The following is a 25,097-nucleotide window of genomic DNA, read 5'->3' as shown; positions in this document are numbered from 1 at the left end:
TAAATAGTCAGTTAGGTGTTTCTTCAACTAGGATTTCATCAATAGCGGTGAGTAAAGCCTGAACACGTTGACTATCAAAAGTAACCGAATCAGATTTAAGTAATCTATCAAGTTCAACAGCTTGTTGGTAAAGCAGCTTACAATCAAACATGCCTGCTGTCCCTTTGATCATATGGACACTTTGTGCAAACCCTTTCATATCTGCATTTTGAAACTGATCAAGTAAGGTATCTCGCTGCGCTTTTAGACCACAGATATAATCTTTTTTAAGTAACTCAAATTCGTGCTCTGGCAGTTTTACGTCATCAGCAATATCAATATCAAGGTAACTGGCAATTTTATGACTGAATTTTGTTCTATCTATTGGTTTAGCAATGTGATCAACAAAGCCTTGCTTTAAGTAACGGTCCACTTCGTTTTTCATGGTGTTTGCAGTTAATGCAACTATAGGGGTAGTCAATCCTGTCGCTTGCATAATATGAATAGCTTGCTCACCGTCCATAATTGGCATTTGAATATCGAGCAATATCAAGTCAAAATGCTCATCCAGAGTCGCTTGTACGGCATCTTGGCCATTCTCTACAGCAGTGACAGTTAAACCCATTCGTTCTAAGATTCGTTTTATCAGTTGTCGGTTTTCTGGGTGGTCTTCTGCCACTAGAACTTCACCCACCAAATTTCGCTGTAAATTATCAGGCGCAGTATTTTTTACTTCCTCTTTGCGTATATCATCAAATGAATTAACCCAGTGGGTCCGCTCAGTTACGTATAATCCCAACGTCAAACAAAACTCACTGCCGCTGCCGACTTCTGAATGAACTGTTATTTCTCCATCTAGCTTTGTCGCTAAATTTTTAGAAATATTTAACCCTAAGCCGGTGCCACCGTACTTGCGAGAAATGGATGAATCAGCTTGATAAAAAGGCGTGAACAACTCCTTTTGCTCTTTATCTGTCATACCAATACCTGTATCTTTCACTTTTATTTTGAGTTTATTTTTCGAGCAGCTAACAAGTAATTGAATATGGCCAACTGTTGTGAATTTAAGCGCATTAGTTGCTAGGTTGAGCAGTATCTGCCTTAATCTAGTTGGATCACACACAATCCAATCAGGTAAAGGAAATTCATAATCAACTTTAAATTTTAAGCCCTTATCGCGAATTTGCTTACCTAACAACGACTCTATTTCAGCGATAGTTGCAAACAAATCAGATTCAACAAGTTCGATTTCTAATCGGTTTGCTTCTATCTTCGACATATCAAGTATGTCATTGATTAAACCAAGTACATGGCGACTATTTTGTAAAATAACGCGTATTCCATGATTACGTTCGTGCGGCTTTATATCACCCAAAATTATGCCATCAGCATAACCAATGATCGACGTCATAGGAGTGCGTATTTCGTGGCTCATATTAGCTAAGAAGCGACTTTTAGCCTCACTGGCGTCACGTAGTTCTTCAGCTAATTGTTGTAATTCTTGGGTGCGAAGTTGTACTTTTTGCTCTAGGTTTTTGGTCAATTCAACGTTACTCTCATGTAGCAAGCTGAATTTGTTTGCTACTGCAAAAGCAAGCAACATAGCGTCCAGTGAAGTGCCAATCAAACCCAGTAAATACAGATCAATCGAAACAGGTTCAATTAAACCTAAATTCGTTAAATTACCAATCATATTGGGAATGGCCATAGCCAAATACGCGAGCACAAAGTATCGCGCTGGTTTAAACCCACTCATCCAACTTCTTATACCAACAACCATCCCCAAGCACAGTGTTGCACCAGTGACTAAAGTCGCCCAAATAAAACCAAAACCAGGCCACACCACTGCAAAAGGAACCCCTGCTGTTGCAAAGATACCTAAGCCAATTGATAAACTTGAAAGCTTTGGAGAAGTTTCTCTTAACTTAAGTAGGCTATTAAAAAATAAAATATTTGTTAGTGGGATTAAAGTAAAACCAACCCAGTGAAGATGGGCACTATAAAAGCCAAATATTTGATCCGGGATATGAAAAAACTGACTCCATGCGAAAACCCAGCACGCTGTAAATAGCGCATAGTAAAGGTGCGTAACATCGCGTGCACCAAAATAGATAAGTAAATTATATAATCCTAATGCAATACCAACGCCAAAACAAAGCAGCATGATCATATTGTCAGAAGTAATTTTTTTAAAGAATGCGTCGTAAGGCTCAAGTACTAGTTTAGGTGGCGTATAAAAGTAATCACTTTGGAATTTCGCAATTAATATGTAAGGTGTACCTGGCGTTAATTGCACTTTATTGCCATAGTGAAATGCAAATTCGTTAGGTGATAAACCACCTGTTTCATAGCGCTTTACTGGCTGCTCGGCATCCGACATATCATAAATACGTGTTTCAATTTTTGAAAGCAACGTGTTGTATGGGTATAGCACAAGCTCATTTAAATCAGTTTTATTCTCTAAGTGAATAACAAACCAAAAACTACCACCAAAAAAAGTGGTTCTTATTTGCGGCTGTTTACCTTGCAACCACGCATCAACTTCAAAGCTATTACGAGGAAATGAGCCATTAACTACTTCAAGCACTTGCCCTTTTTGCAATAAATTAGTTTCACTTCCTTGTTCAGTGTAATTGAATCGCTCAGGCGCAATGGCAACAACTAAGTTACTAAAAAATAAAAAAATACACAGTAATATTTTTAGCATTGCCTGTCTTGGCATACTTACACCTTAAATTATAAACGCGCAGTTAAAACTGATAACTAATATCCAGCCCGTAACGTCGGCCTTCACCCTTAAAATCTTCAAGCATGCCAAGGAAAGAGCTTAAATCAAATTTTAAATGACTATATTGTGTATCAAACAAGTTTTTACCCCATAAAGCAAATCCCCAGTTATCTATTTGATACTGCAAATTTGCATTCACAATGCTATAGCCATCTTGCATCGCATAAGGGTTTTGATTTTGGTCAAAATAATAATCTGATTGATAGTCCACGATTAATTGAGCTTTTAAAGGATTACTTGCTACATCTGTACTATATTCAACACCTGCACTGAGATTCCATTCAGAGGTAAACGGCAAGCGGTTATCTGTAAGTACATTGCCTAAGGGGTCAACATATTCCTCAAATTCAGCGTGAGGAATGTAACCCAGTGCAAATTTAATATTAAGCGCGTCGGTTATCCAATAATCTAATTCAGCCTCAACGCCGTAAATAACAGAGTCTGCAACATTTTCTAATAATTGAACGGGTGGACTTTGTTCAAAGGCTGAAGGTTGATTCATAAACACTTGCTGATCATTATAATCATAGTAAAAAGCTGCCCAATTAAAACGAACACCTTGTTGTGGCCACCATGATTTGCTCCCAACTTCGTGAGCGTTTAATCGCTCCTTCTGGTAATCTGCAAGTTGAGCTTGTTCAACGGATGATAAAAACCCACCATTATAACCACCACTTTTTGCGCCATTGGCAAAACGATAATAACCGGATGTAAAATCATCTATCTTATAATTAACACCCAATTGTCCAGAAAAGCCATTATCTGATTGACTGCCTTTAACATGGTAAAAAGGAATTTCAACCCCTTTTAAATCAGTAGGGTCAACCACCACATTTAAAGTTGAAACTGAGTCATAATCGAGTGATTCATAAGAATAACGAAGACCAGCCGTCATTAACCATTTTTCGTTTAACTGATAGTCAATCTGGCTAAATGCGGCGATGCTCTGAGTTTGTATTTCATTATCATAGAAAAATGTAGCAGTTACATTTGTTGGCAAAATACCACGGTAATCACGCAAAATATCATTAACATTATTCTGCCCTATAGACTCATCAGAAAAATAAAGCCCTGTTGTTAAAAAGTGTTCACCGAGTTTTGACTGTAAACGCAGTTCTTGAGTTACAAGATCAGTGTCTAAACCTAAGCTTCCTTCACATAATCGAGCGGGTGATCCGTCGCAATTAAATGCATGAAAGCGTTCAAGGGTGTTGTAGCTGGTCAAAGAGATAAATTCATTGTGAGAGTCTAGCTGCCAATTTAAATGCGCACTCACTCCTTTACCATCGGTTTTATGAGGTGAATTGTTATTAACATTCACAGTATAAAAGTCATCACTCCCATCATTAAAACCAAAGTTATCGAAACAAGTCGTTGAGCCCGCTTGCGCAGGAGTACATCGCTCTCCTGTAAGTGGATTTGCAATTATACCAATGCTTCCAACAGGCTGAACAATGCCATCCCAATTTGAAATGTGGCCTTTGACTAATACTTGCACATTATCAAAATCAGCTAAAAAAGAAACACGACCATTTATTTGCTCCATCCCAGCTGTCGGGGCATCAAAATAGATGTTATCGGTCGAATAATCATAGTCTTGGTGATTAAGTGCGACTCGAACAGCTGTGTTCTCACTGATAGGTAAATTAAGCATAGCATCGAGGCTTGATGCATTATTATTAGCGGTACCGGCTGTGATGTAACCACTTTGTTCGAACTCAGGACGTTTAGAACGGATAAGGATAGCTCCCCCGGTAGAGTTACGCCCAAATAATGTTCCTTGTGGACCACGTAAAATATCAACTTGCTCAATATCGAATAGGTTAACTATTTGATTACTTGCAGAACCTAAAGCAATGTCATCGACATACATAGCCACTGGCGATGTATTTGCCGTATTATAATCAACCAAGCCTACACCACGAATATTAACAGCCGGTGGCGTACCTTCTGCTGCATTTTGGCTAATTTTTAAATTTGGCGCAAACACAGACAGCTCTGTAGAATCTTTAAAATGCTGTGTTTTAAGCGCATCGCCTTTCACAGTACTTATTGCGATACCAACGTCTTCAATTTTTTGCGCTCTCTTTTGCGCATAAACCTCGATAACTTCCATATCACTTTTATGCAGAATATCATCATTTTCAATAGCTTGAGTATAAAGCGGAAGAATCAAACCTGATGAGCATATCAACCATATGTTTTTTGTCATAAAGTAACCTTGGGTATAAATGTGCAAAGACCATATTCAAATATGTATGTAAACATACTGTTATATGGCCAATTATAGACTAATCCATCGACTAAAACCGCTGTGATAAGAAAGATTAATTAATTATTACTGGGTTCAAAGGCATTTTCCCCACTTATGTTTTCAGGATAGTTACATATTGCCCGAGAAGTTTGCATTCCTGCCATAACCGCAGCTTCAACACAGCCCGCATTTACGCCCGTTTTGATCCAGTCCCCGGTAATAAATAGGTTAGTAAATTTAGTTTCATTGGTTGCCAGCCTATATTTACTTGAACCTGTCACAGACAAAACATAGCGTTCACTCGGATCGACGTTGACACGCCAATATTGCTCATCAATAGATGATTTATCAACTTGCCCTGATCCAAATAGTACTGACCAATCGAATTTTTTGTGCTGATAAGCCAATGGCCATAAGGGCTGCATATTATTTTGTAGCATGCTTTCAAGGTTTTCTTTAACCTGTGCTTTTGCACTTACTACGAATTCATGATCGCTCTGAGGTGGGTAGTCATCACACGGAAAAGCACTGCAAAAATAAGCAATATTTACAGGTGAAGAGTTCAGCGGCCATTGCTCTTTGTCAATTAAGTTTGACATTGCAGCCCATGTATCAAAAGGCTCGCTAAAACCACTTAATATAGGCCCCTCTTCACTGGCTGGCATATATTGCCAACCTAACTGTTGATCTGTTTTTGTCAGCCATAACTGTGCTGCTTGCGTTGCCACGGTTTTAACATTATTAGCTTGAGCAAGAAATGAACTATCTATTTCTAATAGTTTAGGGCAAATATGTTCAAGTGATGCTACAGAAACACCCAAAATAACTTTGTCAAAGTCATCAGTAACTCTTAAGGTTTTACATGGTAGAGGCCTACCATAATAGGCCTGGTACTTTGCCGGCCAGTCACTCCAAAATGATTCTAAATTAATATTATTTTGCTGTAATAAAGCAGCTTGCTCTGAATCTAATTGACCGTAAAGTGGTTCACTTGGCCAACATGGCAAATTTTTTATATTCACCAGGGGTTGGTATTGCGCTGTTGAATTTAATGATACTTGTTGTTGTAATTCAATTGTATTTACAATGTACTCGCCTTGAGCATCAAGACTTGGAGTGAGGTTTTGTAGTTGATGAAAAAATTCAAACTTAACGCCTCTTTTTTGTAGCAATTCATAAATAGGCGCAAAAATCACATCCCCCATTCCTGCTTGCATCTTCCACATTACGCCACCTCGGTAACACAAGGCTATACGCAACATAGCAAGTGCAGCAACACCCGCCTCCACATTAGGCTTACTAAAGTCGCCCTTTGGATAAGCAAATACGAGATCGTAAAAACCACGCACCGGTGCAGAATTTACACTGTATTGCACATTTGCGCCGTTTTTTGTTAGCCACTGCCTAAAATCGTATTTATTAATTACACCAAAGCCATCACGGTATACTTTATCTTTTACAAGACCAACCAACATAGCTATCGCCAAATCTGCACAAATATATAATCGTCTCAGATCAGAGTTGTTATCTAATAAATCACTAATTTCGCTGTTTAACCATCGCTTTAGCTTTCTAACCACGTACCAGATAACAAGGCCGTCTTTTTTTTCATCCCCTTGTGGGTTTAACGTTTGCTGGCCATGAACAAAGTGATTGAGTTTAGTAATTAACAAGCTCGGAGTTGAGCTTATCTCATTAGCTTGCTGCTCTATGTCATTTGCAAATTCCTGCCACAACTGCTCCGTATCATCGACTAAATCTCCTAACTGCTGTTGCAAGTGACGTAATAAAGATTTATCACGAGTTTTTTTCGTTTTTAGTAGCGTAGTTTTATTAGCATTTACTGCGGTAGTTTGTATGTCAGCTATCCATTTTTTTAGCCACGCCAGCGTCATTTTTACAAAGTCCCACGCTGTAACATTAAGGCTACCTTGTGCTGGGTTGCCTGGAAGTAAAGGAAAGTCTAGAGGCCAAGTTTGCCATGTTGAGTCAATGTATTCTTCAAGCGCAACAAAACTGTGTGGCTTCAAAGCCTGTTGCCAGGTTGATAATGAGCAACTTTCTGGTCTTTGCAATTTATCATATACAGTTTCGATGGTTTTAAAGCTATTAACATAAGCCCCAAACCAAACGTGCAAACCATGTTCCTCTATCCGTTGCCCATACTTTGCATTTCGTCCGCTGGCTCCTTTACCGCCTAAACGCCAACCTTGTTGATATACCGTAATACTCCTGTGTTGCTGCCAATCGTCTTGCTCTGTCAGATAGAGCGCAGCAGTCATAGCCGACACACCGCCACCTATGATAACTATTCTTTCTTGGGTCATATTATTTCCTTTAATAGGTCGCTTTAAAGTTGGCTTGCCGGTAGCTGATCAAAGTCCATTTGAATATAAAATGGTAAGTGTAGAGGCTGACTCCCTAGTTTTAAACCAAACATATCGGCAAGAGGAAAACTGTCCAACTGATTGAGATTTAAGGTGAAGTCTGACTTTAAAAGTTTTAAGTGATGTACCTTTTTTATCTCAGATGGTGAATGCATTACTGACTGGTAAACTGCATTCTCGCCTTCCCCATCTGGAAATTGCTTGAATAGAATTTGATCCATTTGTGGGTTAATAAAGCCTTTAAACAACTGTTTAATTAAAGATAGATCAATACCAAAATGACCACCTTCGAAAAGGTTCGCTACCTGATCTCCAAAGTCATCAAGTGCAGATAAGAATGAGTTATCTTCTTTATTAACCGTTTGCTTAATAGAGAACAATTCATGCATTTGTAATTTTGAATTTGGTGAGAATTGTTTGAAACACGCTAAAGAAATCGAAAATGGCGAAAGTGCTGATACTGAGTTTGGCATTTCATATTCGCACAAATACTTATTGTAACCCCATGTTTCTCGGCCATTAATCAGTGCGTAAATATTGTTAACGCATATAAAAGCAGGATACCAATATAGGTGACTTATATCACCGTGTTCAACTTTGACAACAGGCAACCAGATAATGATGTCGGTCTCTTGCATCCACCCTTGATTATCAAAAGGAGGGGTAACCGACGCTATTTTTTCAATATCGGTGAAGGTAATGAGTACAAACTCTCCTAAAGCATTAAAACTCGTCGCATCTGGGGCAGCCTTGTTGAGTGTGGCATCAATGTATTGTTGTACTTTTTCTATTTCAATTTCGGCAAAAAAACCATACATATTTGCGTTGGTCATTCTACATGGTGGTTTGGCTATGGGATTCGATAAAAAGTGTTGATAAGGCACTGTTGATTCAATCATGATACTTAAATTCCATGTAAAATTTAAGTATAGCTGTAATAAATAATTTGTGATGTTTTAAGATAATAAATATCGGCAAAGTTGTTGATAACCAGCACTATTAAACCCTTTAGACAGTGGATTCATAAACCCATGTTTATAATCAGTCACCGTGCATATTATCTGTTTTTGCGCACTCAAGTTATTTATCACGTGCTGAATATCAAAATGTTGCTCATTCGCAAATATAAATTCACATGGAATAGGAGAAATAATATCAAGATGATGACGAACTTGACTTGGGTAGAATGCAATAAGCTTTTTAATATATGGATTATTTACGTGCGCTATACTTCGCCAAGCCGCTGCTCCGCCTGCACTAAAGGCAATCACGGTCGTTGTATCTGCAATATTCGCGAAAATTGAATTAAGCTTATTAACATACCCCTCGTGATTACATTTGATTATAAAATGCTCGTACTGCTGTATATCATCAGTGACTTTTTGTAGTTCACCATTATAAGGGTCAACAATGACGTGGTCAGTGTTAAACTGCTTAGCAAAATGAGAAAGGTGGGCTGTTTTCCCAAAAATATCACTGATAAAAATATATTTCATTTCTAACAACTACCGCTAAATAACTATACTTACCCAATAAAGATACAATGAAAACCATATAAACTCCAGATAAATTTAAATTTAGCTTGTAAAGCTAAAAATTAAAATGTATGATTATTCCTTGGCTGTAAAAGAGCCCTCGCGGTTAACCCCTTTACCCTGATCCAGTAAGCCCGCAAATACGTATATTATAAAGCTAAGTTATCGTACGGCGAGAACCCTAATTCAGAATACGTCATATTTTTAGATATGTTCGCATAAATGTCATAAAGATCGTCAACACTGTAATGAAGCTAAACACAACATGGTCGTCTAATTGTGCTTTTGAGCTAATAAATGATTAGCAGCACAAAGATAACAAGAAAAAAGTGAGTTTTATTATGTCTTATAGTTATAACGGATCTATGATCCAAATTGCCCATCCGGTGCAATCAATTTCAGTGAATAAACAACGTGTTATTTTTTCAGACACACAAGGTCTTAAAAATGCCTTATTCACCAAAGCAAGCGATGCACGTCAATTTGTTAAGTGGTTAAAAGCTAACTAATCAATATTGATATGTATTCAAATACGATATTCGCCAGCATCTGCTGGCGTTTTACTTTATCAAGCTAAAATTATCCTGCTACACTAATTAAATGAGCCTGTAATTTAGTAGTACTTATATGTTTCGTAGCATTTTACTTTCCATGTTTCTTTACGCGCTGCCAGTGTCGGCCACAAGTAATACTATCAATTGGGTTGTCGTTGACTTTGCCCCATATTACATTTTATCTGATCAATTCATCGGCACGGGCAGAGATGAAAGTATCATTTCATTATTAGAGCAAGAATTACCCAGCTATACTTTCAATCGTGTTATCTTCCCCTCCAGCCGAGCACTGCTCGAAGTCTCCAATCCTAATAAAACCTATTGTATGCTTTCCCTTTACCAAAGTGATCACCGTCGTCAACACATTACATTTAGTGAAGAAAGCTCTACGATCGGTTTATCACCATCTGTTGCAATACATGAAAACTTAATCGATAAACTTAAGTTAGATCAACAAATACCCCAGTCTTTTAATTCATTGCTAAACAGTAAAAAGCTCACTTTGGGTATTTCAATGAGTCGTTCATATGGTCTTGAAATTGATAAAGTAATTAATAATAGTGCCGATGCATCTATTATTATTCGCCCAGGTAGAGATACACTTTCAAGTCTTACTTATATGTTAAACAAGCAGAGAATAGATATATTGTTAGGCTATCCGAGTGAGCACTTTTATATGGCTAAAAAGATGGGCTTCGATAAAGAATTAACTCAATTACAACTGCAAGAGGCATCAGATTTTAGCTTGGGATATATTGGATGCACCAATACTGACCAAGGTAAGGAACATATAGCAGTACTTAATGAAGCCCTTAGGAAGATAAAACAAACTAACGCATATAATGATATTTTACTTCGATGGCTACCTGATCATTTAAGGCCTATTTTAGCTCATCACCTAAGCAGAAGCGCCTCACGAAAATGAGGCGCTTCTTTGAATTTTTAATTAAAGATAAAGTTACTTTCTAATACCTTCAATATATAAACCGATATCAACGTGTGTTGATGCAGGGCCTAAATTATAGTCTATTCCATAGTCTGCTAACTTCAGGCTTGTTTCGCCTTCAAACCCAACGCGATAGCCACCCCAAGGGTCTTTACCTTCACCAATTTTATCAATTTCAAATGTAATAGTTTTCGTAACGCCGTGTAGAGTAAATTCACCGGTTACATTCGCTTCATCGCCATCCTCATCAAACTTTATTGATGTGCTTTTAAAGCTCGCATTGGGGAATTTATCAACATTTAAAAAATCTTTGCCACGCAAATGTTTGTCGCGCTCTGCATGATTCGAATCAATACTCTTAGTATCAATATTTACCATGATCGTTGATGTATTTGGGTTTTTAGCGTCATAACTAAATTCACCGTCAAATGTATTAAAACGACCATGTAGCCAGCTGTATCCTAAATGCTTAATTTTAAAATTAACGAACGCATGAGCACCTTTTGTATCAATAACGTAATCTGCTGCTTGTGCGGCTGTGGCACCAAAAAGTGTTGCAGCAACAGCTGCGCTAACAAGTAATTTTTTCATTCTAATCATCCTTTTGTGGTTTGATCATTCTAATTAAAGTTTTATCTTTATCGATAAAGTGATGTTTTAATGCCCCAAGTGCATGCAAAATTATAAGGCCTATTAAGCTACATGCTGCCCAATAGTGAATTTTTCCTGCAATATCTGCCTGATTTTCGACTGAGAACTCAATAGCGGGAATACTATATAAAGTAAATACCTCAATTGAACGACCATCTGCAGTTGAAATCAAAAACCCTGAAATCACGATGCAAACCAGTAACATATAGATCACTAAGTGTGCGCTGTGCGCTATTTTATTAACTAGAGTGCTTGAGCTTGCAACAGGAGCTGGCTGTGTACCCAATGCCCGCCATGCAAACCTAAATATAAGTAAAGATGCCAATGTAATACCCACACTTTTGTGTAAATCCATTGACCCTTTATACCAGCTATCGTAGTAGGTTAATTCAACCATATATAGCCCTAAACCAAATAACCCTAAGACCATTAATGCCATAAGCCAGTGAAGAAAAATTGCCACTAAGCCATAACTTGATTGAGTATTTTTAAACATATTTAACGGCTCCTTGAGTTAATAAAACAAGAATAGCCCGTCCCGAAACAAAAGAAAATAGCGGATAACAAACAAGTTATGTGCGTAAATGCACAGGTAAGAATAGAGGTTAACTAAAATTTATTAGCTTGTTTATTGATTAATCACTTTCCTTCAAACCAACATAGATTTGACTGTGGGGCTCAACCTGAAGGCACGTGATCAGCCCTTCCTTTATTAGTTCGAGCATTGCAATAAAACTGACCACAACACCACTTCGACCCTCTTCTACTGTAAACAAGATAGAGAAAGGTAATTGCGTACCCGCTTTGGATAGTTTAGATAAAATTAAACTCATCCGTTCACGTGTAGAAAGAGTCTCCGCAGTAATATGGTGACTTTCAAAGGTTTTAGCTCTTGCCATGACTTCGCTTAGGGCTAACGATAAGTCTTTGATTTCTACATCTGGAAGTTGTTGATGATTGTCATCTTGGGTTGGCATTAATGCGTGTGCAGTATATATATCACGGCCAACACGGGGAATGTCATCTAAATTTTCAGCCGCTTTTTTAAATTGTTCATATTCCTGAAGTCGGCGAATCAGCTCAGCTCGAGGATCTTCTTCTTCTTCAAGTTCTTCGTGTTTTGGTAACAATAATCGCGACTTTATTTGCGCGAGCAAAGCAGCCATAACTAAATACTCACCAGCAAGCTCTAGTTGAAACTCACTCATCATCTCTACATACTTCACATACTGCTCTGTAATGCTGAAGATTGATAGTTCGAGAATATCTAGTTTGTGTTTTTTTATGAGATAAAGCAGTAAATCCAGTGGACCTTCAAACGTCTCTAAAATTACTTCAAGCGCATCAGGGGGAATGTATAAATCGTCTGGGGTATCAATAACCGCTTTGCCATGCAAAAAAGCCAGTGGCAGCTTTTGCTGTACTGGCTCCTGAGGCTCAACAGAACTTGAGTTATTTACATCTGTCACAGTGTGCTATTCAAACGGTGCTGTGTCACCACACCCAACTCGTAGCACTTCAACATCATCTTCCGATAAATCAATCACTGTGGTCGCCTGCTCTGCTAAATAGCCGCCGTGAATAATTAAATCAACCAATGGGCCAATGCGATCACGAATTTCATCAGGGTCTGATTCTGTAAACTGTTCATCCGGTAAAATAAGTGAGCACGACATTAATGGTTCACCCAGCTCTGCCAATAACGCGCACGTTATCGGATGCTCTATAACCCTGATACCTATCGTTTTTTTCTTATCATTAAGTAAGCGTTTAGGCACCTCTTTTGTACCTTTAAAAATAAAGGTATAAGGCCCTGGCGTGTTATTTTTTATCAACCTAAATAATTGGTTATCTACTCTGGCATAAGTCGACAATTCAGATAAGTCACGGCAAACCAAGGTAAAATTATGGTGTTTTTCAATACCACGAATACGTTCAATACGTTCTTTTGCTTGCTTATTACCTAAATTACAACCGATTGCATAACCGGAATCTGTTGGATAGACAACAACGCCACCTTTTTTAATAATATCAACCGCTTGCTTTATCAATCGTGGCTGCGGATTATCTGGATGAATATGAAAAAAATCACTCATGTGCGTCTCCTTCTTTACCTTCCCAAAACTGCCAAACACCTTGACAATCTTTCGGCAAATATAAGTTTTTCCCTAATTCTAACCAACTGGTTGGAAAATGAAAATCTGAACCTTGTGAGCATAATAAACCGTATTCACGGCTTAACTCACCCAAAAATTGTCTTTCACTTGGCGCCTGTTGTGGTTGCGCAACTTCCATTGCATCACCACCTTCTTCTTTAAATTGTAGTAATAATTTACGTAGCCATTTATTAGACATTTGATAACGCCCAGGATGCGCGATAACCGCTACACCACCAGCAGCATGAATTGCAGTTATTGCAGTGTGCATATCGCACCACGTACTTGGTACATAACCCGTTTTAGCGCGGCCCAAATACTTTTTAAACACACCCGGAATCGTTTTAGCAACACCACGCTCAATCAATGCTCTGGCATAGTGAGCACGGGTAATTTGTGCATCTTTAGCAAGCTTTTTTGCTTGTTCATAAATGCCATCAAAGCCATTTTTTTCAAGACGCCGACCAATCTCTTTTGCACGCTCTGCACGTTTTTCTTGCTGCTGCAAAAGTAACGTATTTAAAGCCTCGTTGTGCACATCGACATTCAACGCAACAATATGTATTTCAAAACTTTCCCACTTTGTTGAAATTTCAACACCCGTAATTAAACTCAAAGGTAATTGTTCGCTTTTAATGAACGCTTGTGCAGGTTCAATCGCAGCCACAGTGTCGTGATCAGTAATTGCAAAAACATCAATGTTTTTATCTACTGCACGAAGTAATAATTGCTCAACACTCAATTGTCCGTCCGAATGTGTGGTATGGCTATGTAAGTCGTATTTTATCAAAAGTGAGAACTGCTAAAGTTATAATTGCTTAATTGTTATAAAGTATAACAAATTTTTTAAATAAATTGTTTTAAATAAACACTTGACATAAATGCCACAGGTACGCTTTACTGTAGCCACTTAAGACACAAACTAATAAGAAATATAATGACTAATTCAATCCAAAACACAATCTGGTGGTGGCACTCGTAAATTATCGGGTGACGAATTGTCGTGTCTAACACATTCTAAACCCGCTTATAGCGGGTTTTTTTATACATAAATTTTAGGGTAACAAATATGAATAACGATTTAACTCTTACACATCATTGGTGGTGGCGCCTGGCTTAGCGGGACAGTAATGGTTTATCTAAAATATAGATGTCGTTATTTAACCCCGCACAGCATAGCTTGCGGGGTTTATTTTTTTGAGGGAATGAGGTTTGATTTTTAGTCACATAACAACAGCACCGGGTGAGGTCACAAGTATCACCGAAGTCAGAGAATACATTCACAGTCCATTGGCTTTGTATGCACTCTTAGACAAAGATAATTCATTATTATTAGAATCAGCAGAGATTGATTCTAAAGACAGTGTTAAAAGCTTAATATTAGTTGATTGTGCGCTAAAAATAACGTGTACAGGCAAAGTCGTCACTGTTGTTGCGCAATCAAACAACGGTATGCAGCTATTACCCTATTTGAAAGATACACTACAAAACTGCTCAACAACTCTAAATGAAGACACATTAACCATTGAGTATAAAAGCACGGCTAAAGATATTGATGAAGGCAGTAAATTAATTGCTGATAACGCATTCAGTGCTTTAAGAAACTGTATTAATAATATCAGTAGCACCACAAAGAACCCATTTTCGTTATTTCTAGGTGGTGTGTTTGCTTATGACATGGTCGCAAATTTTGAACAGCTTACTGATGTACCCGACGGCGAGAATAGTTGCCCAGATTATGTTTTTTATTTAGCAGAAACCCTCGTGGTCATTGATCATCAAGCTAAAACAACCGAGCTTATTGGTAATGTTTTTAATGGCCCCGATGTGCATGCGAACTGCTTTGAAGTAGGTAAAAAGCTTGAGCGTTTAAATAAGGTATGCGACCAAGCAAGTAATTTCAGTGCCAAACAAACAGCAGGTAACAGCGAGGTTAGTGTAGACATAAGTGACGAGCAATATTGTGAGCAAGTGAAAAGCTTAAAAAAACATATCGTTGATGGCGACATCTTTCAAGTCGTACCATCGCGTACTTTTTCATTACCTTGTGCTAACCCGCTTCATGCTTATAGCAAGCTAAAGCAGCAAAATCCAAGCCCCTATATGTTTTATATGCAAGACAGTGAGTTTGCGTTGTTTGGGGCATCCCCTGAATCAGCCTTAAAGTTTTGCCCTATCAGCCAACAAGTAGAAGTTTACCCAATTGCAGGCACTCGCCCTCGCGGTAAGTTTGCCAATGGACAAATTAACCCCGATCTCGACAGCCGAATCGAACTCGAACTACGTAACGACCAAAAAGAACGCGCTGAGCATTTAATGCTGGTCGATTTAGCTCGTAATGACGTAGCACGTATAAGCGTACCAGGTACCCGCCATGCAAAAGAGCTTTTAAAAGTTGATCGCTACTCACAAGTTATGCATTTGGTCTCTCGTGTTGTAGGCACATTAAAGCCAGAGCTTGATGCACTTCACGCCTATCAGGCATGCATGAATATGGGCACTTTAGTAGGCGCACCTAAAGTAAGTGCCGCTGAACTTGTTCGAAAAACAGAGGGCAAACGCAGAGGTAGCTATGGCGGTGCTGTCGGTTATTTAACAGGTGACGGTGCAATGGATAGCTGCATTGTCATTCGCTCAGCCTTTGTAAAAAATAGCATCGCTTACGTACAAGCTGGCGCAGGTGTAGTTCACGATTCAGATCCGCAGTCTGAGGCAAATGAAACACGCGCTAAGGCCCAAGCGGTTATTACAGCCATTCAATCGACGTACCAAGGATAATAACAATGAGCGAACGTAATTTAAGCCTCTCGAGCGTAAAAATATATTTTTTAGATAACTTTGATTCATTTAGTTATAACTTAGTCGATGAACTTTCTATGTTGGGCAGTGATTTAGTGGTATATCGTAACAATATAGAGGCGACACTCATTTTTGAAAAAATGTGCAATGAAACCAAGCCCGTTATTTTGGTATTGTCGCCGGGCCCGGGAACGCCGTCTGATGCAGGCTGTTTAATGGCGTTGATTGAGCTATGTAAAGGCAAATTTCCGATGTTAGGTATTTGCTTAGGCCAACAAGCACTTACCCAGAGTTATGGTGGTGTCATTGGTCATGCTGGTGAAACTGTTCATGGTAAATCTTCAGTTATTGAATTAGCTCAGCACCCAGTGTTTGATGGGATGGGTGAACGCATGCCCGTTGCTCGTTATCACTCACTCATGGCTACCGTCGTTCCTAAAACATTAGACGTGATAGCTAACTTCGGTTCGATCCCGATGGCGATTTATCATAAAGAAGACAGTGCGCTTGGGTATCAGTTTCATCCTGAGTCTATTTTAACGCCCAATGGCGCAGCACTACTGCAACAAAGTATGCAGTTTTTAGCTAACACAAAGCAGTAGAGGATTTTATGTCAGTAAAACAACAGTCAACAACGCATAACACCCGCGCTCTAATTGATAAATTACTCGCACAAACATCATTAAGTTTTAGCCAAAGCCAACAGTTGTTTAATGCAATCATGCAAGGCGAAGTCAGTGAGATTGAGCTATCTGCTCTACTAGTCGCATTAAAAATTAAAGGCGAAGTCAGCGACGAGATAGCTGGTGCCGCTGCGTCTATGCGTGCCAATGCAGTGCAATTTGAAACACAATTAACTCAGCTTACAGATAGCTGTGGAACCGGTGGCGATGGCTCAAACACCATTAATATCAGTACCACTGCCGCAATTGTAGCCGCAGCTTGTGGCATAAACATGGTTAAACATGGCAACCGCAGTGTATCGAGTAACTCAGGCTCTGCGGATTTACTCAAAGCACTGGGTATTAATATTGATATGAGTCCAGCGCAAGCTGTTGCATGTTTAGAACAAACAGGGTTTACATTTTTATTTGCCCCGCATTATCACAGTGGTGTTCGCCATGCGATGGGCGTTCGTACGACATTAAAAACACGGACTATTTTTAATATCTTAGGGCCATTAGCAAACCCTGCGGCTCCGCAAGTTCAATTACTTGGTGTTTATGATGAAAGTTTATGCCTGCCAATGGCACAAACGCTCAAAACATTAGGCACACAACGAGCCATGGTTGTTCATGGTGCGGGTACAGATGAAATAGCATTACATGGTACGACAACGGTTGTTGAGCTTAATAATGGTGAGCTTAAACAATATACGTTAACAGCTGAAGATTTTGGTCTTGCAAACTATTCACTTGAACAACTTGCAGGGGAAGGCCCACAATATAATGCTAATGCCAGCCTTGCTATACTCGCAGGAAAAGGCTCAAACGCACACAATGCAGCAATAATAGTCAACGTTGCTGCATTGCTCTACATGACAGAAAAAGTGGAAAGTCTTAAAGCTGGCGCACAGTATGTCAGCGATGTTTTAAAGTCAGGCCGAGCCTTAAGTACGCTAAATGCCATCATTGAACACAGTAATAAAGCCGTAAATGCAGAGGTAACCAATGGCTAATGTATTAGATACAATTGTAGCGGATAAAAAAATAGAACTTGCTGAGCGAAAAGCTAAGCGTCCGCTTGAAACTTTCAAATCACAGGCCGTTCCAACGCACCGTGACTTTTATAAAGCCTTGGCAGCCCCAGGAACCCAATTTATTTTGGAGTGCAAAAAAGCATCTCCTTCAAAAGGGTTAATCCGCGAGCCTTTTGACTTAGCAGAAATAACGAGCGTTTACAAAAAACACGCAACGTGTATAAGCGTGCTTACTGACGAAAAATATTTTCAAGGCAGCTTTGATTATTTAGAGTTTGTGCGAAGCCAAGTCGAGCAGCCGCTAATATGCAAAGACTTCTTCATTGATGAATATCAAATCTACATGGCACGCATTTATGGTGGTGATGCTATTTTATTGATGCTTTCAGTGCTTGACGATAATCAGTATAAAGCCCTTGCTGAGGTTGCCCAAAGCCTGAAAATGGCGGTGTTAACTGAGGTCAGTAATGAAGAAGAAGTCACTCGCGCATTAGCGCTTGATGCACAAATCATTGGCATAAATAACCGTGATTTACGTGATTTGAGTACAGACCTAGCTACAACTGAGCGACTTCGTAAACTTATTCCTGATGACAAAGTCGTTATTTCAGAGTCAGGTATCTACACCCATCACGATGTGAAACGCCTAGCGCCATTGTGTAATGGCTTTTTAATTGGTAGCTCTTTAATGGCTGAGCATGATTTAGAGCGTGCGTGTCGTCGCGTTATTTTAGGCGAAAATAAAGTATGTGGTTTAACGCGTAGTCAAGACGCCATAAATGCTTATAACAGCGGTGCTGTTTATGGCGGACTTATTTTTGCAACTAAATCGCCGCGCTTCGTAGATTTAGATTGTGCATTGCAAATTACGCAAAGCGCCCCGCTCGCTTACGTTGGGGTATTTGTAAATTCAACAATCAAGGAAGTTGTTGAACATGCTAACACATTGAAATTAGCCGCAGTGCAATTACATGGAGATGAAGATGAAGCCTATATAGATGAGCTTCGTACAAAATTACCATCTAATTGCCAAATATGGAAAGCGCAAGCTATCAAAGATAGCCTACCCGCTCGCGTTATCGGTGTTGACCGTCACTTATATGATACACACAGTGACAAACAAGTGGGTGGAACGGGTAAAACATTTGATTGGTCTGTTTTAAAAGATGCAGAGCAACCCTTTATGTTAGCCGGTGGGCTCAACGCAGACAACATTCAAGACGCGCTTTATCAGGGTGCTCAAGGCTTAGATTTAAATTCTGGGGTTGAGTTAAGCGCAGGCAAAAAGTGCCAACAAAAATTAAATGATGCATTCAACAGCATCCGCAAATATTGAGGTAAATATGAATAATCCAGCTTATTTCGGCGAGTTTGGCGGCATGTTTGTGCCTGAGCTCCTTGTTCCTGCACTCAAGCAGTTAGAAAATGAATTTAATAAATCACAAACTGATGCAGCTTTTAAAGCTGAGTTTGAAAAATTACTCAATGAATATGCAGGTCGCCCTACACCATTAACATTGACCCGTAATTTAATTAAAAACCCAAAAGTAAAATTATATTTAAAACGCGAAGATTTATTACATGGTGGCGCACATAAAACCAACCAAGTATTGGGCCAAGCGTTATTAACCAAGCGAATGGGCAAAAAAGAGGTTATTGCAGAAACAGGCGCAGGCCAACATGGTGTTGCAACTGCATTAGCCTGTGCATTGCTTGGCTTAAAATGTCGTATCTATATGGGTGCAAAAGATGTTGAGCGCCAGCAACCAAACGTTTTTAGAATGAAATTGATGGGTGCAGAAGTGATCCCCGTTACTGCGGGTTCTGGCACGTTAAAAGATGCAGTAAATGAAGCACTACGTGATTGGTCTGCAAATTATAAAGAGGCACATTACTTACTAGGTACAGCTGCGGGTCCTCACCCCTTCCCTACTATTGTGCGTGAATTTCAAAAAATGATTGGTGAAGAAGCTAAACAGCAAATTTTAAAAGCTGAAGGCCGCTTACCTGATGCTGTACTTGCCTGTGTTGGTGGTGGATCAAATGCGATTGGCATGTTCACAGACTTTATTGGTGAGCCTGATGTAAAACTAATTGGTGTAGAACCTGCCGGTAAAGGGTTAGATACCCATGAGCATGGTGCAACAATATGTAAAGGAACCAAAGGCATCCTGCATGGTACTTACACCTACATTATGCAAAATAATGATGGCCAAATTGAAGAGTCATATTCTGTTTCAGCAGGCTTAGATTACCCTGCGGTTGGCCCTCAACATGCCTTTTTACATGAAACAGGCCGTGCTCAATATGTGGGTATTACTGATGAAGAAGCGCTTGAAGCTTTTCAGCTACTGGCTAAAAACGAAGGAATTATTCCTGCCCTTGAATCAAGCCATGCCATTGCCTATGCGTTAAAATATGCAGAGCAACAAACAGAAGACACCATTTTAGTGGTTAATTTAAGTGGCCGCGGTGATAAAGATTTATCACACGTTATGGATGTACTGTCTAAAGGAGATAATTCATGAGCCAGACTAATCAAAAAACAGACCGTTATGGGCAAACATTTGCGGCTTTAAAAGAACAAAACCAAGGTGCATTTGTCCCTTTTGTAACTATTGGCGATCCTAACAAGTCATTAAGCGTTGATATTATCAAAAGTTTAATTGATGGTGGCGCAGATGCCCTAGAGCTCGGTATTCCATTTTCAGACCCAATTGCAGATGGCCCTGTAATACAGGCGGCAAACATCCGCGCTTTAGATGTAAATATTAATACCCAAGACTGTTTTGATATTATTAAACAAGTACGTGAGTACAACCAAGATATTCCGATTGGTTTACTTTTATATTCTAACTTAGTGTTTAAACGTGGATTAGAAGCATTCTATGAAGATGCCAAAGCCGCAGGGGTTGATTCTATTTTAGTTGCCGATGTGCCTCTGCATGAATCTAAAATGTTCCGCCAAGCCGCTATAAATAATGGTATTGACCCAATTTTTATTGCCACACCCAATGCATCTGATGACACTTTACGCCAGTGCGCATCTTACGGTAGAGGCTACACGTACCTGCTGTCTCGTGCTGGTGTGACAGGCACTGAGACTAAAGCGCAAATGCCTGCATCGCCAATTGTAACCAAACTTAAAGAATATCACAGTGCGCCTGCACTGCTTGGGTTTGGCATTTCAACACCTGATGATGTTAAGTCAGCCCTAGCCGCTGGGGCTGCTGGTGCTATATCAGGCTCTGCGGTTGTGAAAATTATTGAAACAAATCTTGATGACCCAAAAGCCATGCTTAATGGCTTAAAAGAATTTGTAGCCAGTATGAAAGCTGCAACCCAGCTTTAACGCCGATATTGGGGCGCATAAGCGCGCCCCTAACCAAGCCTTAATGGGCTGCGTGCTTACCCTCTATTATTTCTTCAATAAATTTTCGATTAAACGCCGCTAAATCTGCTGGGCTTCGACTTGTCACTAAACCTTTATCCACGCTCACTTCTTGATCAACCCAATTTGCACCTGCATTCATTAAATCGGTTTTAATACTAGCAAACGAGGTTACAGTGCGATCGCGCAATTTGTTTATCTCTGCTAGCAACCAAGGTGCATGACATATCGCAGCAACTGGTTTATTTGTTTTTGCGCCAAAAAAGCCATCAATAAATGCTTTTGCATCTTTATCTTGGCGAAGGCTATCTGGGTTAAATAACCCACCGGGTAGTAGCAACGCATCATAATCATCACTGCTTGCATTGCTAGCAAGCTTATCAACGGCAATTTTGTCGCCCCAGACATCTTCATCCCAGCCAGTTATTTCACCTTCTTTAATTGATACAACTTCAACTGTTGCACCAGCATCTAACAACGCATCGCGTGGTGAAAATAGCTCACTTTGCTCAAAGCCATCTGCAGCTAGAATAGCAATTTTTTTACCATTTAATTGAGTACCCGTTTGTAATGTAGACATATTATCTCCTTATTTTAAAAATCTTTTAAAATAAAAAGCAGACACCATGCCAAATTTAATACATTGAAAATATTGAATATATTTAAAAGAAAGGAGTAACACCCTGTAATTGCGTAACAGGGTGAGAAGAATCTACATTACAACACGTCTTTTAGTGCTTTAGCAGCCTTAAATATGGGTTTGTTAGCACCTTCAATTTCAATTGCAGCCCCTGTTTGCGGGTTTCGCCCTGAGCGTGCAGGATAATAACTCAACGCAAATGTACCAAACCCATTCACTTGTACTTGATCACCTTCTGATAGTGATTTTGTGATTGCGGTTAGTAAACTTGCAAGCGCTGCTTTTGAGTCTTTTTTACTCAGTTCACTGTGCGTAGACATCGCCGCAATTAACTCTGCTTTATTCATAAATGCTCCTAAATCCCCGCGATTCAAAAGCGCGGTTCAAATGGTATAAAAATCAAAAGCAGGCAGGCTAAGGCTTGTTGGGGAGTAAGTCAACCTTGTATATCCTCACATATATTGGTAAAACATCCCTTTTTCCAGAAATCAAAGTATATTATGCGCGTATTAAGCGAGTACATTCCCCTTATATTATTTTTTATTGTTTTCAAATTAGTCGATATTTACTGGGCTACCGGCGTTTTAATGGCCGCAACATTTATTCAAATTATTCATAGTTATTATGTATACCGTAAAATACCAACACGCCAATGGCTTGTGTTCACCCTTGCCTTCGTACTTGGCACACTCACCTTACTCTTTCACGATGAACAATTTGTTAAGCTAAAAGCCACCGTGATCTATGCGGCTATATCGGTCGCTTTGGTATTTAGCCGATATATTTTAGGCAAAAACATCGTTAAGAAGTCGCTAGGACCCGTATTACAAACAGCCTATGCTAGTAAACAATCATTGAGCATTCCTAATACTCGATGGGATGTACTTAATCTCTTTTGGGCTTTTGTCACAGCATGCATTGCAGTACTAAACCTCTATATTGCCTATTATTGCTCGTTAAATTTTTGGGTCAATTTTAAAGTATTTGGCCTTATGGGAATTACATTTTCGAGTATTTTGGCCAGCATCATCATGGTTTATAAATACTTACCTGACGAAGATGACAAGCCAACACTAAATGATAAAAAGCACCAATGATGTAATAAAAATGTCGTTTTAGCTTGTTAGCCTTATCTGCAAACCCAGAGCAGAGACGACCTTGAACGCCACTCAATACCGATGGTTTGAATTTACCCTAATCTTTATCGTATTACCTTTAATAGGGTTTACACTTAGAGCTTATTTAGCAAACTGGCTTATTCCTGCACTTATCATTTTAATGAGTGTGTGCTGTATGTTGTTACTCGGCGACCCTCAATTTAAACGCTTTAGGCTCACGAGCTTAGGTCAGTTCAGTGCAGTTAAACGGCGCTTATTTAGCTTTTTTTTTATCGGCGCATTATTTTCTGGGGTATTCTATTCGATAATGAATCAAGGTAATTGGTTTGTTATGCCCAGAACATCATTAAATGATTGGTTGTTATTACTCGTCCTTTATCCTTTGTTATCAGTGTTACCGCAAGAATTGATTTTTCGAACTTACTTTTTTCACCGCTACAAACGAATCATGCCCCATAAAACAGTTCGTATTTTCACCAGTGCCTTTGTATTTGCACTTGCGCATGTTGTTTATGCTAATTGGGTTGCAGTGCTGCTCGCTTTTTTGGGGGGGCTTTTATTTTCTTATACCTACGCACAGAGCCGCTCCACATTTGTGTGCGTAATAGAACATAGTTTATGGGGATTATGGATGTTTACTCTTGGGGTAGGTCAATACTTAGATTCAGGGGCATTGTAAAACGCGCTTTAATGAAGTGGAGTAACGTCATCAAAGCGCATTTATACATTGTAACTTTGAACTATTAAAAGCCAAAAATACTGATTGCGAAAAACTTTGTAGCAACCGTGTTTACAAATATAAGTACTAAAATCACTGGGATAAATGTTGAAAGCGAAAAGTTAACATATTTCTGTGTAAAGCTACCTTCATAGGCCGGGCAACCTTGGCTTAACTCCTCACTCAACCCTGCTTTTTTCCAGCGATACATAACAAACAAACAAACCATCAAACCGTTTAGCGGTAAAATAGTGTCATAAAACACATCATATACAACATCAAACATACTCTTTGAGCTTTCTCCATAGGTGACAAATGAAGTCAGCCAATCAACCATGCCAAAAGACATGGTACATAACACCGTTAAAACACCCACGGTGCCAGATAAAATTAACAGCGCTACCTTTCGGCTGATGCCCTTTTTCTCACATAATGTCGCAGTCGGTACTTCAACGATTGACACTAAAGAGGTGATTGCAGCAAAAAATACCAGTAAAAAGAAGATGAACGCAACAATTGACGCACCTACATAGCCAATATCAGACTGAAGCGCTAACAATATTTTAGGTAAGAACTCAAAAATCATCGAAACTGACGAATCTGAAAGTTTTGTCGGATCTGTATTAGGATTAAAACTAAATATTGCAGGCAACACCATCAGACCCGCAATAAAGGCCACGAGAGAGTCCGTAATTGCGACCATTTTCGCACTGCCAACGATGTCATCTTTTTTAGAGATATAAGATGCGTATGTCATCAATATACCCATACCAAGTGATAATGAGAAAAACGCCTGCGCTAAGGCACCGTTTAAAACACTGGCATCCATCTTAGAAAAGTCTGGAATAATATAATATTTAACACCCGCCATTGCATTATCTAGTGTCAATACATACACGACCAGTGCTGTTAACAGTACAAAAAGTGCCGGCATCAGAAATTTCGCTGCTTTTTCAATACCTTGCTTTACACCACCAACCAGTATTAAGTTAACGATGATTGCAACAACTGCCATATAGCCAAATACACTGCTGCTGTTTATAAAAACACCAAAACTTGTCGGGTCTGCTAATTTATCTAAATTACCTATGGCGACCTGACTCAAGTAGCCAAATATCCATACTGTAATCACCATATAAAAAACAGCTATCATGAAAGGCGTTAAAACGGCTAAGAAACCCGCAAAGGTCCATTTTTTATCATTATCTGAAAGAAATTTATACGCATGAAGGGGATCTTTTTGCGCTTTTCGGCCCATTGCCATTTCAGCCATCATCACTGGCAAACAAATAAAAATGACAAACAGTGCATAAATAAGTAAAAACGCACCTCCCCCATTTTTTGTTGCTGAGACAGGAAAACCAACTAAATTGCCAATACCCACTGCAGAGCCTGCAGCCGCTAATATAAAACCGAGGCGAGAGCTAAAATGCTCGCGATTATCGCTCATTAAAAAACCTTATTATTATTGTGTGCTATCCC

Annotated in this window: 23 protein-coding genes; 10 read left to right on the top strand and 13 right to left on the bottom strand. The window is 39.2% G+C overall.

Features of this window, described 5'->3' with window-relative positions:
- Positions 1-7: 7 nt before the first annotated feature.
- The 5 genes from ACFI4Z_RS14740 to ACFI4Z_RS14720 all read right to left on the bottom strand — a co-directional run bounded on the left by ACFI4Z_RS14740 (position 8) and on the right by ACFI4Z_RS14720 (position 8,904).
- Positions 8-2,701: a 7TM diverse intracellular signaling domain-containing protein gene (locus ACFI4Z_RS14740; protein ID WP_462671245.1), complete on the bottom strand. Its 2,694-nt coding sequence runs from the start codon at positions 2,699-2,701 to the stop codon at positions 8-10.
- Between the two features lie 28 nt (positions 2,702-2,729).
- Positions 2,730-4,979 carry a TonB-dependent receptor gene (locus tag ACFI4Z_RS14735; RefSeq protein ID WP_462671244.1) on the bottom strand — a complete coding sequence of 750 codons (2,250 nt, stop codon included), beginning with the start codon at positions 4,977-4,979 and terminating at the stop codon, positions 2,730-2,732.
- A gap of 119 nt (positions 4,980-5,098) precedes the next feature.
- Entirely contained in the window at positions 5,099-7,348 is a 2,250-nt protein-coding gene (locus ACFI4Z_RS14730) for an NAD(P)-binding protein (RefSeq protein ID WP_462671243.1), read from the bottom strand.
- Positions 7,349-7,371: 23 nt separating this feature from the next.
- Positions 7,372-8,307 carry an acetoacetate decarboxylase family protein gene (locus ACFI4Z_RS14725; protein WP_462671242.1) on the bottom strand — a complete coding sequence of 312 codons (936 nt, stop codon included), beginning with the start codon at positions 8,305-8,307 and terminating at the stop codon, positions 7,372-7,374.
- A 57-nt stretch (positions 8,308-8,364) separates the two neighbouring features.
- Entirely contained in the window at positions 8,365-8,904 is a 540-nt protein-coding gene (locus ACFI4Z_RS14720) for an alpha/beta hydrolase family protein (RefSeq protein ID WP_462671241.1), read from the bottom strand.
- Positions 8,905-9,284: 380 nt separating this feature from the next.
- Here ACFI4Z_RS14720 and ACFI4Z_RS14715 point away from each other — a divergent pair, with 380 nt between their 5' ends.
- Positions 9,285-9,452, top strand: coding sequence for a hypothetical protein (locus tag ACFI4Z_RS14715; RefSeq protein WP_167850818.1), 168 nt, complete (start codon positions 9,285-9,287; stop codon positions 9,450-9,452).
- Between the two features lie 118 nt (positions 9,453-9,570).
- Positions 9,571-10,422, top strand: a complete 852-nt coding sequence (locus ACFI4Z_RS14710) for a TIGR02285 family protein (protein ID WP_462671240.1) — start codon at positions 9,571-9,573, stop codon at positions 10,420-10,422.
- 33 nt (positions 10,423-10,455) lie between these two features.
- Here ACFI4Z_RS14710 and ACFI4Z_RS14705 read toward each other — a convergent pair whose 3' ends face one another.
- The 5 genes from ACFI4Z_RS14705 to rnm form a co-directional block, all read right to left on the bottom strand.
- Positions 10,456-11,034 carry a YceI family protein gene (locus tag ACFI4Z_RS14705; RefSeq protein WP_462671239.1) on the bottom strand — a complete coding sequence of 193 codons (579 nt, stop codon included), beginning with the start codon at positions 11,032-11,034 and terminating at the stop codon, positions 10,456-10,458.
- 1 nt (position 11,035) lies between these two features.
- Positions 11,036-11,590 carry a cytochrome b gene (locus tag ACFI4Z_RS14700; protein ID WP_462671238.1) on the bottom strand — a complete coding sequence of 185 codons (555 nt, stop codon included), beginning with the start codon at positions 11,588-11,590 and terminating at the stop codon, positions 11,036-11,038.
- A gap of 139 nt (positions 11,591-11,729) precedes the next feature.
- The gene (locus tag ACFI4Z_RS14695; RefSeq protein WP_462671237.1) at positions 11,730-12,563 is read right to left on the bottom strand and encodes a segregation and condensation protein A; all 834 of its coding nucleotides are present in this window, start codon (positions 12,561-12,563) and stop codon (positions 11,730-11,732) included.
- Positions 12,564-12,569: 6 nt separating this feature from the next.
- A complete protein-coding gene (locus ACFI4Z_RS14690; RefSeq protein ID WP_087531825.1) occupies positions 12,570-13,190 on the bottom strand; it encodes an L-threonylcarbamoyladenylate synthase in 621 nt (206 codons plus the stop codon).
- Positions 13,183-14,040 (bottom strand): RNase RNM, encoded by an 858-nt coding sequence (gene rnm, locus ACFI4Z_RS14685; protein ID WP_462671236.1) that lies wholly within the window; start codon positions 14,038-14,040, stop codon positions 13,183-13,185. The genes ACFI4Z_RS14690 and rnm overlap by 8 nt, the downstream gene beginning before the upstream one ends.
- 422 nt (positions 14,041-14,462) lie before the next feature.
- On the opposite strand from rnm, the gene ACFI4Z_RS14680 reads away from it, so the two are divergent.
- From ACFI4Z_RS14680 to trpA, 6 genes are read left to right on the top strand one after another with little or no spacing between them, the layout of a single operon-like run.
- Positions 14,463-16,028 carry an anthranilate synthase component 1 gene (locus ACFI4Z_RS14680; protein ID WP_462671235.1) on the top strand — a complete coding sequence of 522 codons (1,566 nt, stop codon included), beginning with the start codon at positions 14,463-14,465 and terminating at the stop codon, positions 16,026-16,028.
- Between the two features lie 5 nt (positions 16,029-16,033).
- Positions 16,034-16,651 (top strand): aminodeoxychorismate/anthranilate synthase component II, encoded by a 618-nt coding sequence (locus ACFI4Z_RS14675; RefSeq protein WP_462671234.1) that lies wholly within the window; start codon positions 16,034-16,036, stop codon positions 16,649-16,651.
- Positions 16,652-16,659: 8 nt separating this feature from the next.
- Positions 16,660-17,727 (top strand): anthranilate phosphoribosyltransferase, encoded by a 1,068-nt coding sequence (trpD, locus tag ACFI4Z_RS14670; protein WP_462671233.1) that lies wholly within the window; start codon positions 16,660-16,662, stop codon positions 17,725-17,727.
- Positions 17,720-19,084: a bifunctional indole-3-glycerol-phosphate synthase TrpC/phosphoribosylanthranilate isomerase TrpF gene (trpCF, locus tag ACFI4Z_RS14665; protein WP_462671232.1), complete on the top strand. Its 1,365-nt coding sequence runs from the start codon at positions 17,720-17,722 to the stop codon at positions 19,082-19,084. Before trpD ends, trpCF begins: the two co-directional genes overlap by 8 nt.
- A 7-nt stretch (positions 19,085-19,091) precedes the next feature.
- Positions 19,092-20,276, top strand: coding sequence for a tryptophan synthase subunit beta (trpB, locus tag ACFI4Z_RS14660; RefSeq protein ID WP_462671231.1), 1,185 nt, complete (start codon positions 19,092-19,094; stop codon positions 20,274-20,276).
- A complete protein-coding gene (gene trpA, locus ACFI4Z_RS14655) occupies positions 20,273-21,100 on the top strand; it encodes a tryptophan synthase subunit alpha (protein WP_462671230.1) in 828 nt (275 codons plus the stop codon). The genes trpB and trpA overlap by 4 nt, the downstream gene beginning before the upstream one ends.
- 40 nt (positions 21,101-21,140) lie before the next feature.
- Here trpA and ACFI4Z_RS14650 read toward each other — a convergent pair whose 3' ends face one another.
- Entirely contained in the window at positions 21,141-21,719 is a 579-nt protein-coding gene (locus tag ACFI4Z_RS14650) for a type 1 glutamine amidotransferase domain-containing protein (RefSeq protein WP_462671229.1), read from the bottom strand.
- A 137-nt stretch (positions 21,720-21,856) separates the two neighbouring features.
- Positions 21,857-22,126, bottom strand: a complete 270-nt coding sequence (locus tag ACFI4Z_RS14645; protein ID WP_462671228.1) for an HU family DNA-binding protein — start codon at positions 22,124-22,126, stop codon at positions 21,857-21,859.
- A 153-nt stretch (positions 22,127-22,279) separates the two neighbouring features.
- Here ACFI4Z_RS14645 and ACFI4Z_RS14640 point away from each other — a divergent pair, with 153 nt between their 5' ends.
- Both ACFI4Z_RS14640 and ACFI4Z_RS14635 read left to right on the top strand, forming a co-directional pair.
- A complete protein-coding gene (locus ACFI4Z_RS14640) occupies positions 22,280-22,876 on the top strand; it encodes an inner membrane-spanning protein YciB (RefSeq protein ID WP_462671227.1) in 597 nt (198 codons plus the stop codon).
- 61 nt (positions 22,877-22,937) lie between these two features.
- On the top strand, positions 22,938-23,576 hold the full coding sequence (locus tag ACFI4Z_RS14635) for a CPBP family intramembrane glutamic endopeptidase (protein WP_462671226.1): 639 nt from the start codon (positions 22,938-22,940) through the stop codon (positions 23,574-23,576).
- Positions 23,577-23,640: 64 nt separating this feature from the next.
- Here ACFI4Z_RS14635 and ACFI4Z_RS14630 read toward each other — a convergent pair whose 3' ends face one another.
- Positions 23,641-25,065: a sodium-dependent transporter gene (locus ACFI4Z_RS14630; protein WP_462671225.1), complete on the bottom strand. Its 1,425-nt coding sequence runs from the start codon at positions 25,063-25,065 to the stop codon at positions 23,641-23,643.
- Between the last annotated feature and the right edge of the window lie 32 nt (positions 25,066-25,097).

The sequence above is a fragment of the Pseudoalteromonas sp. RWi3 genome (genome assembly GCF_054960735.1).
This window is presented reverse-complemented; position numbering and strand designations above follow the sequence as displayed.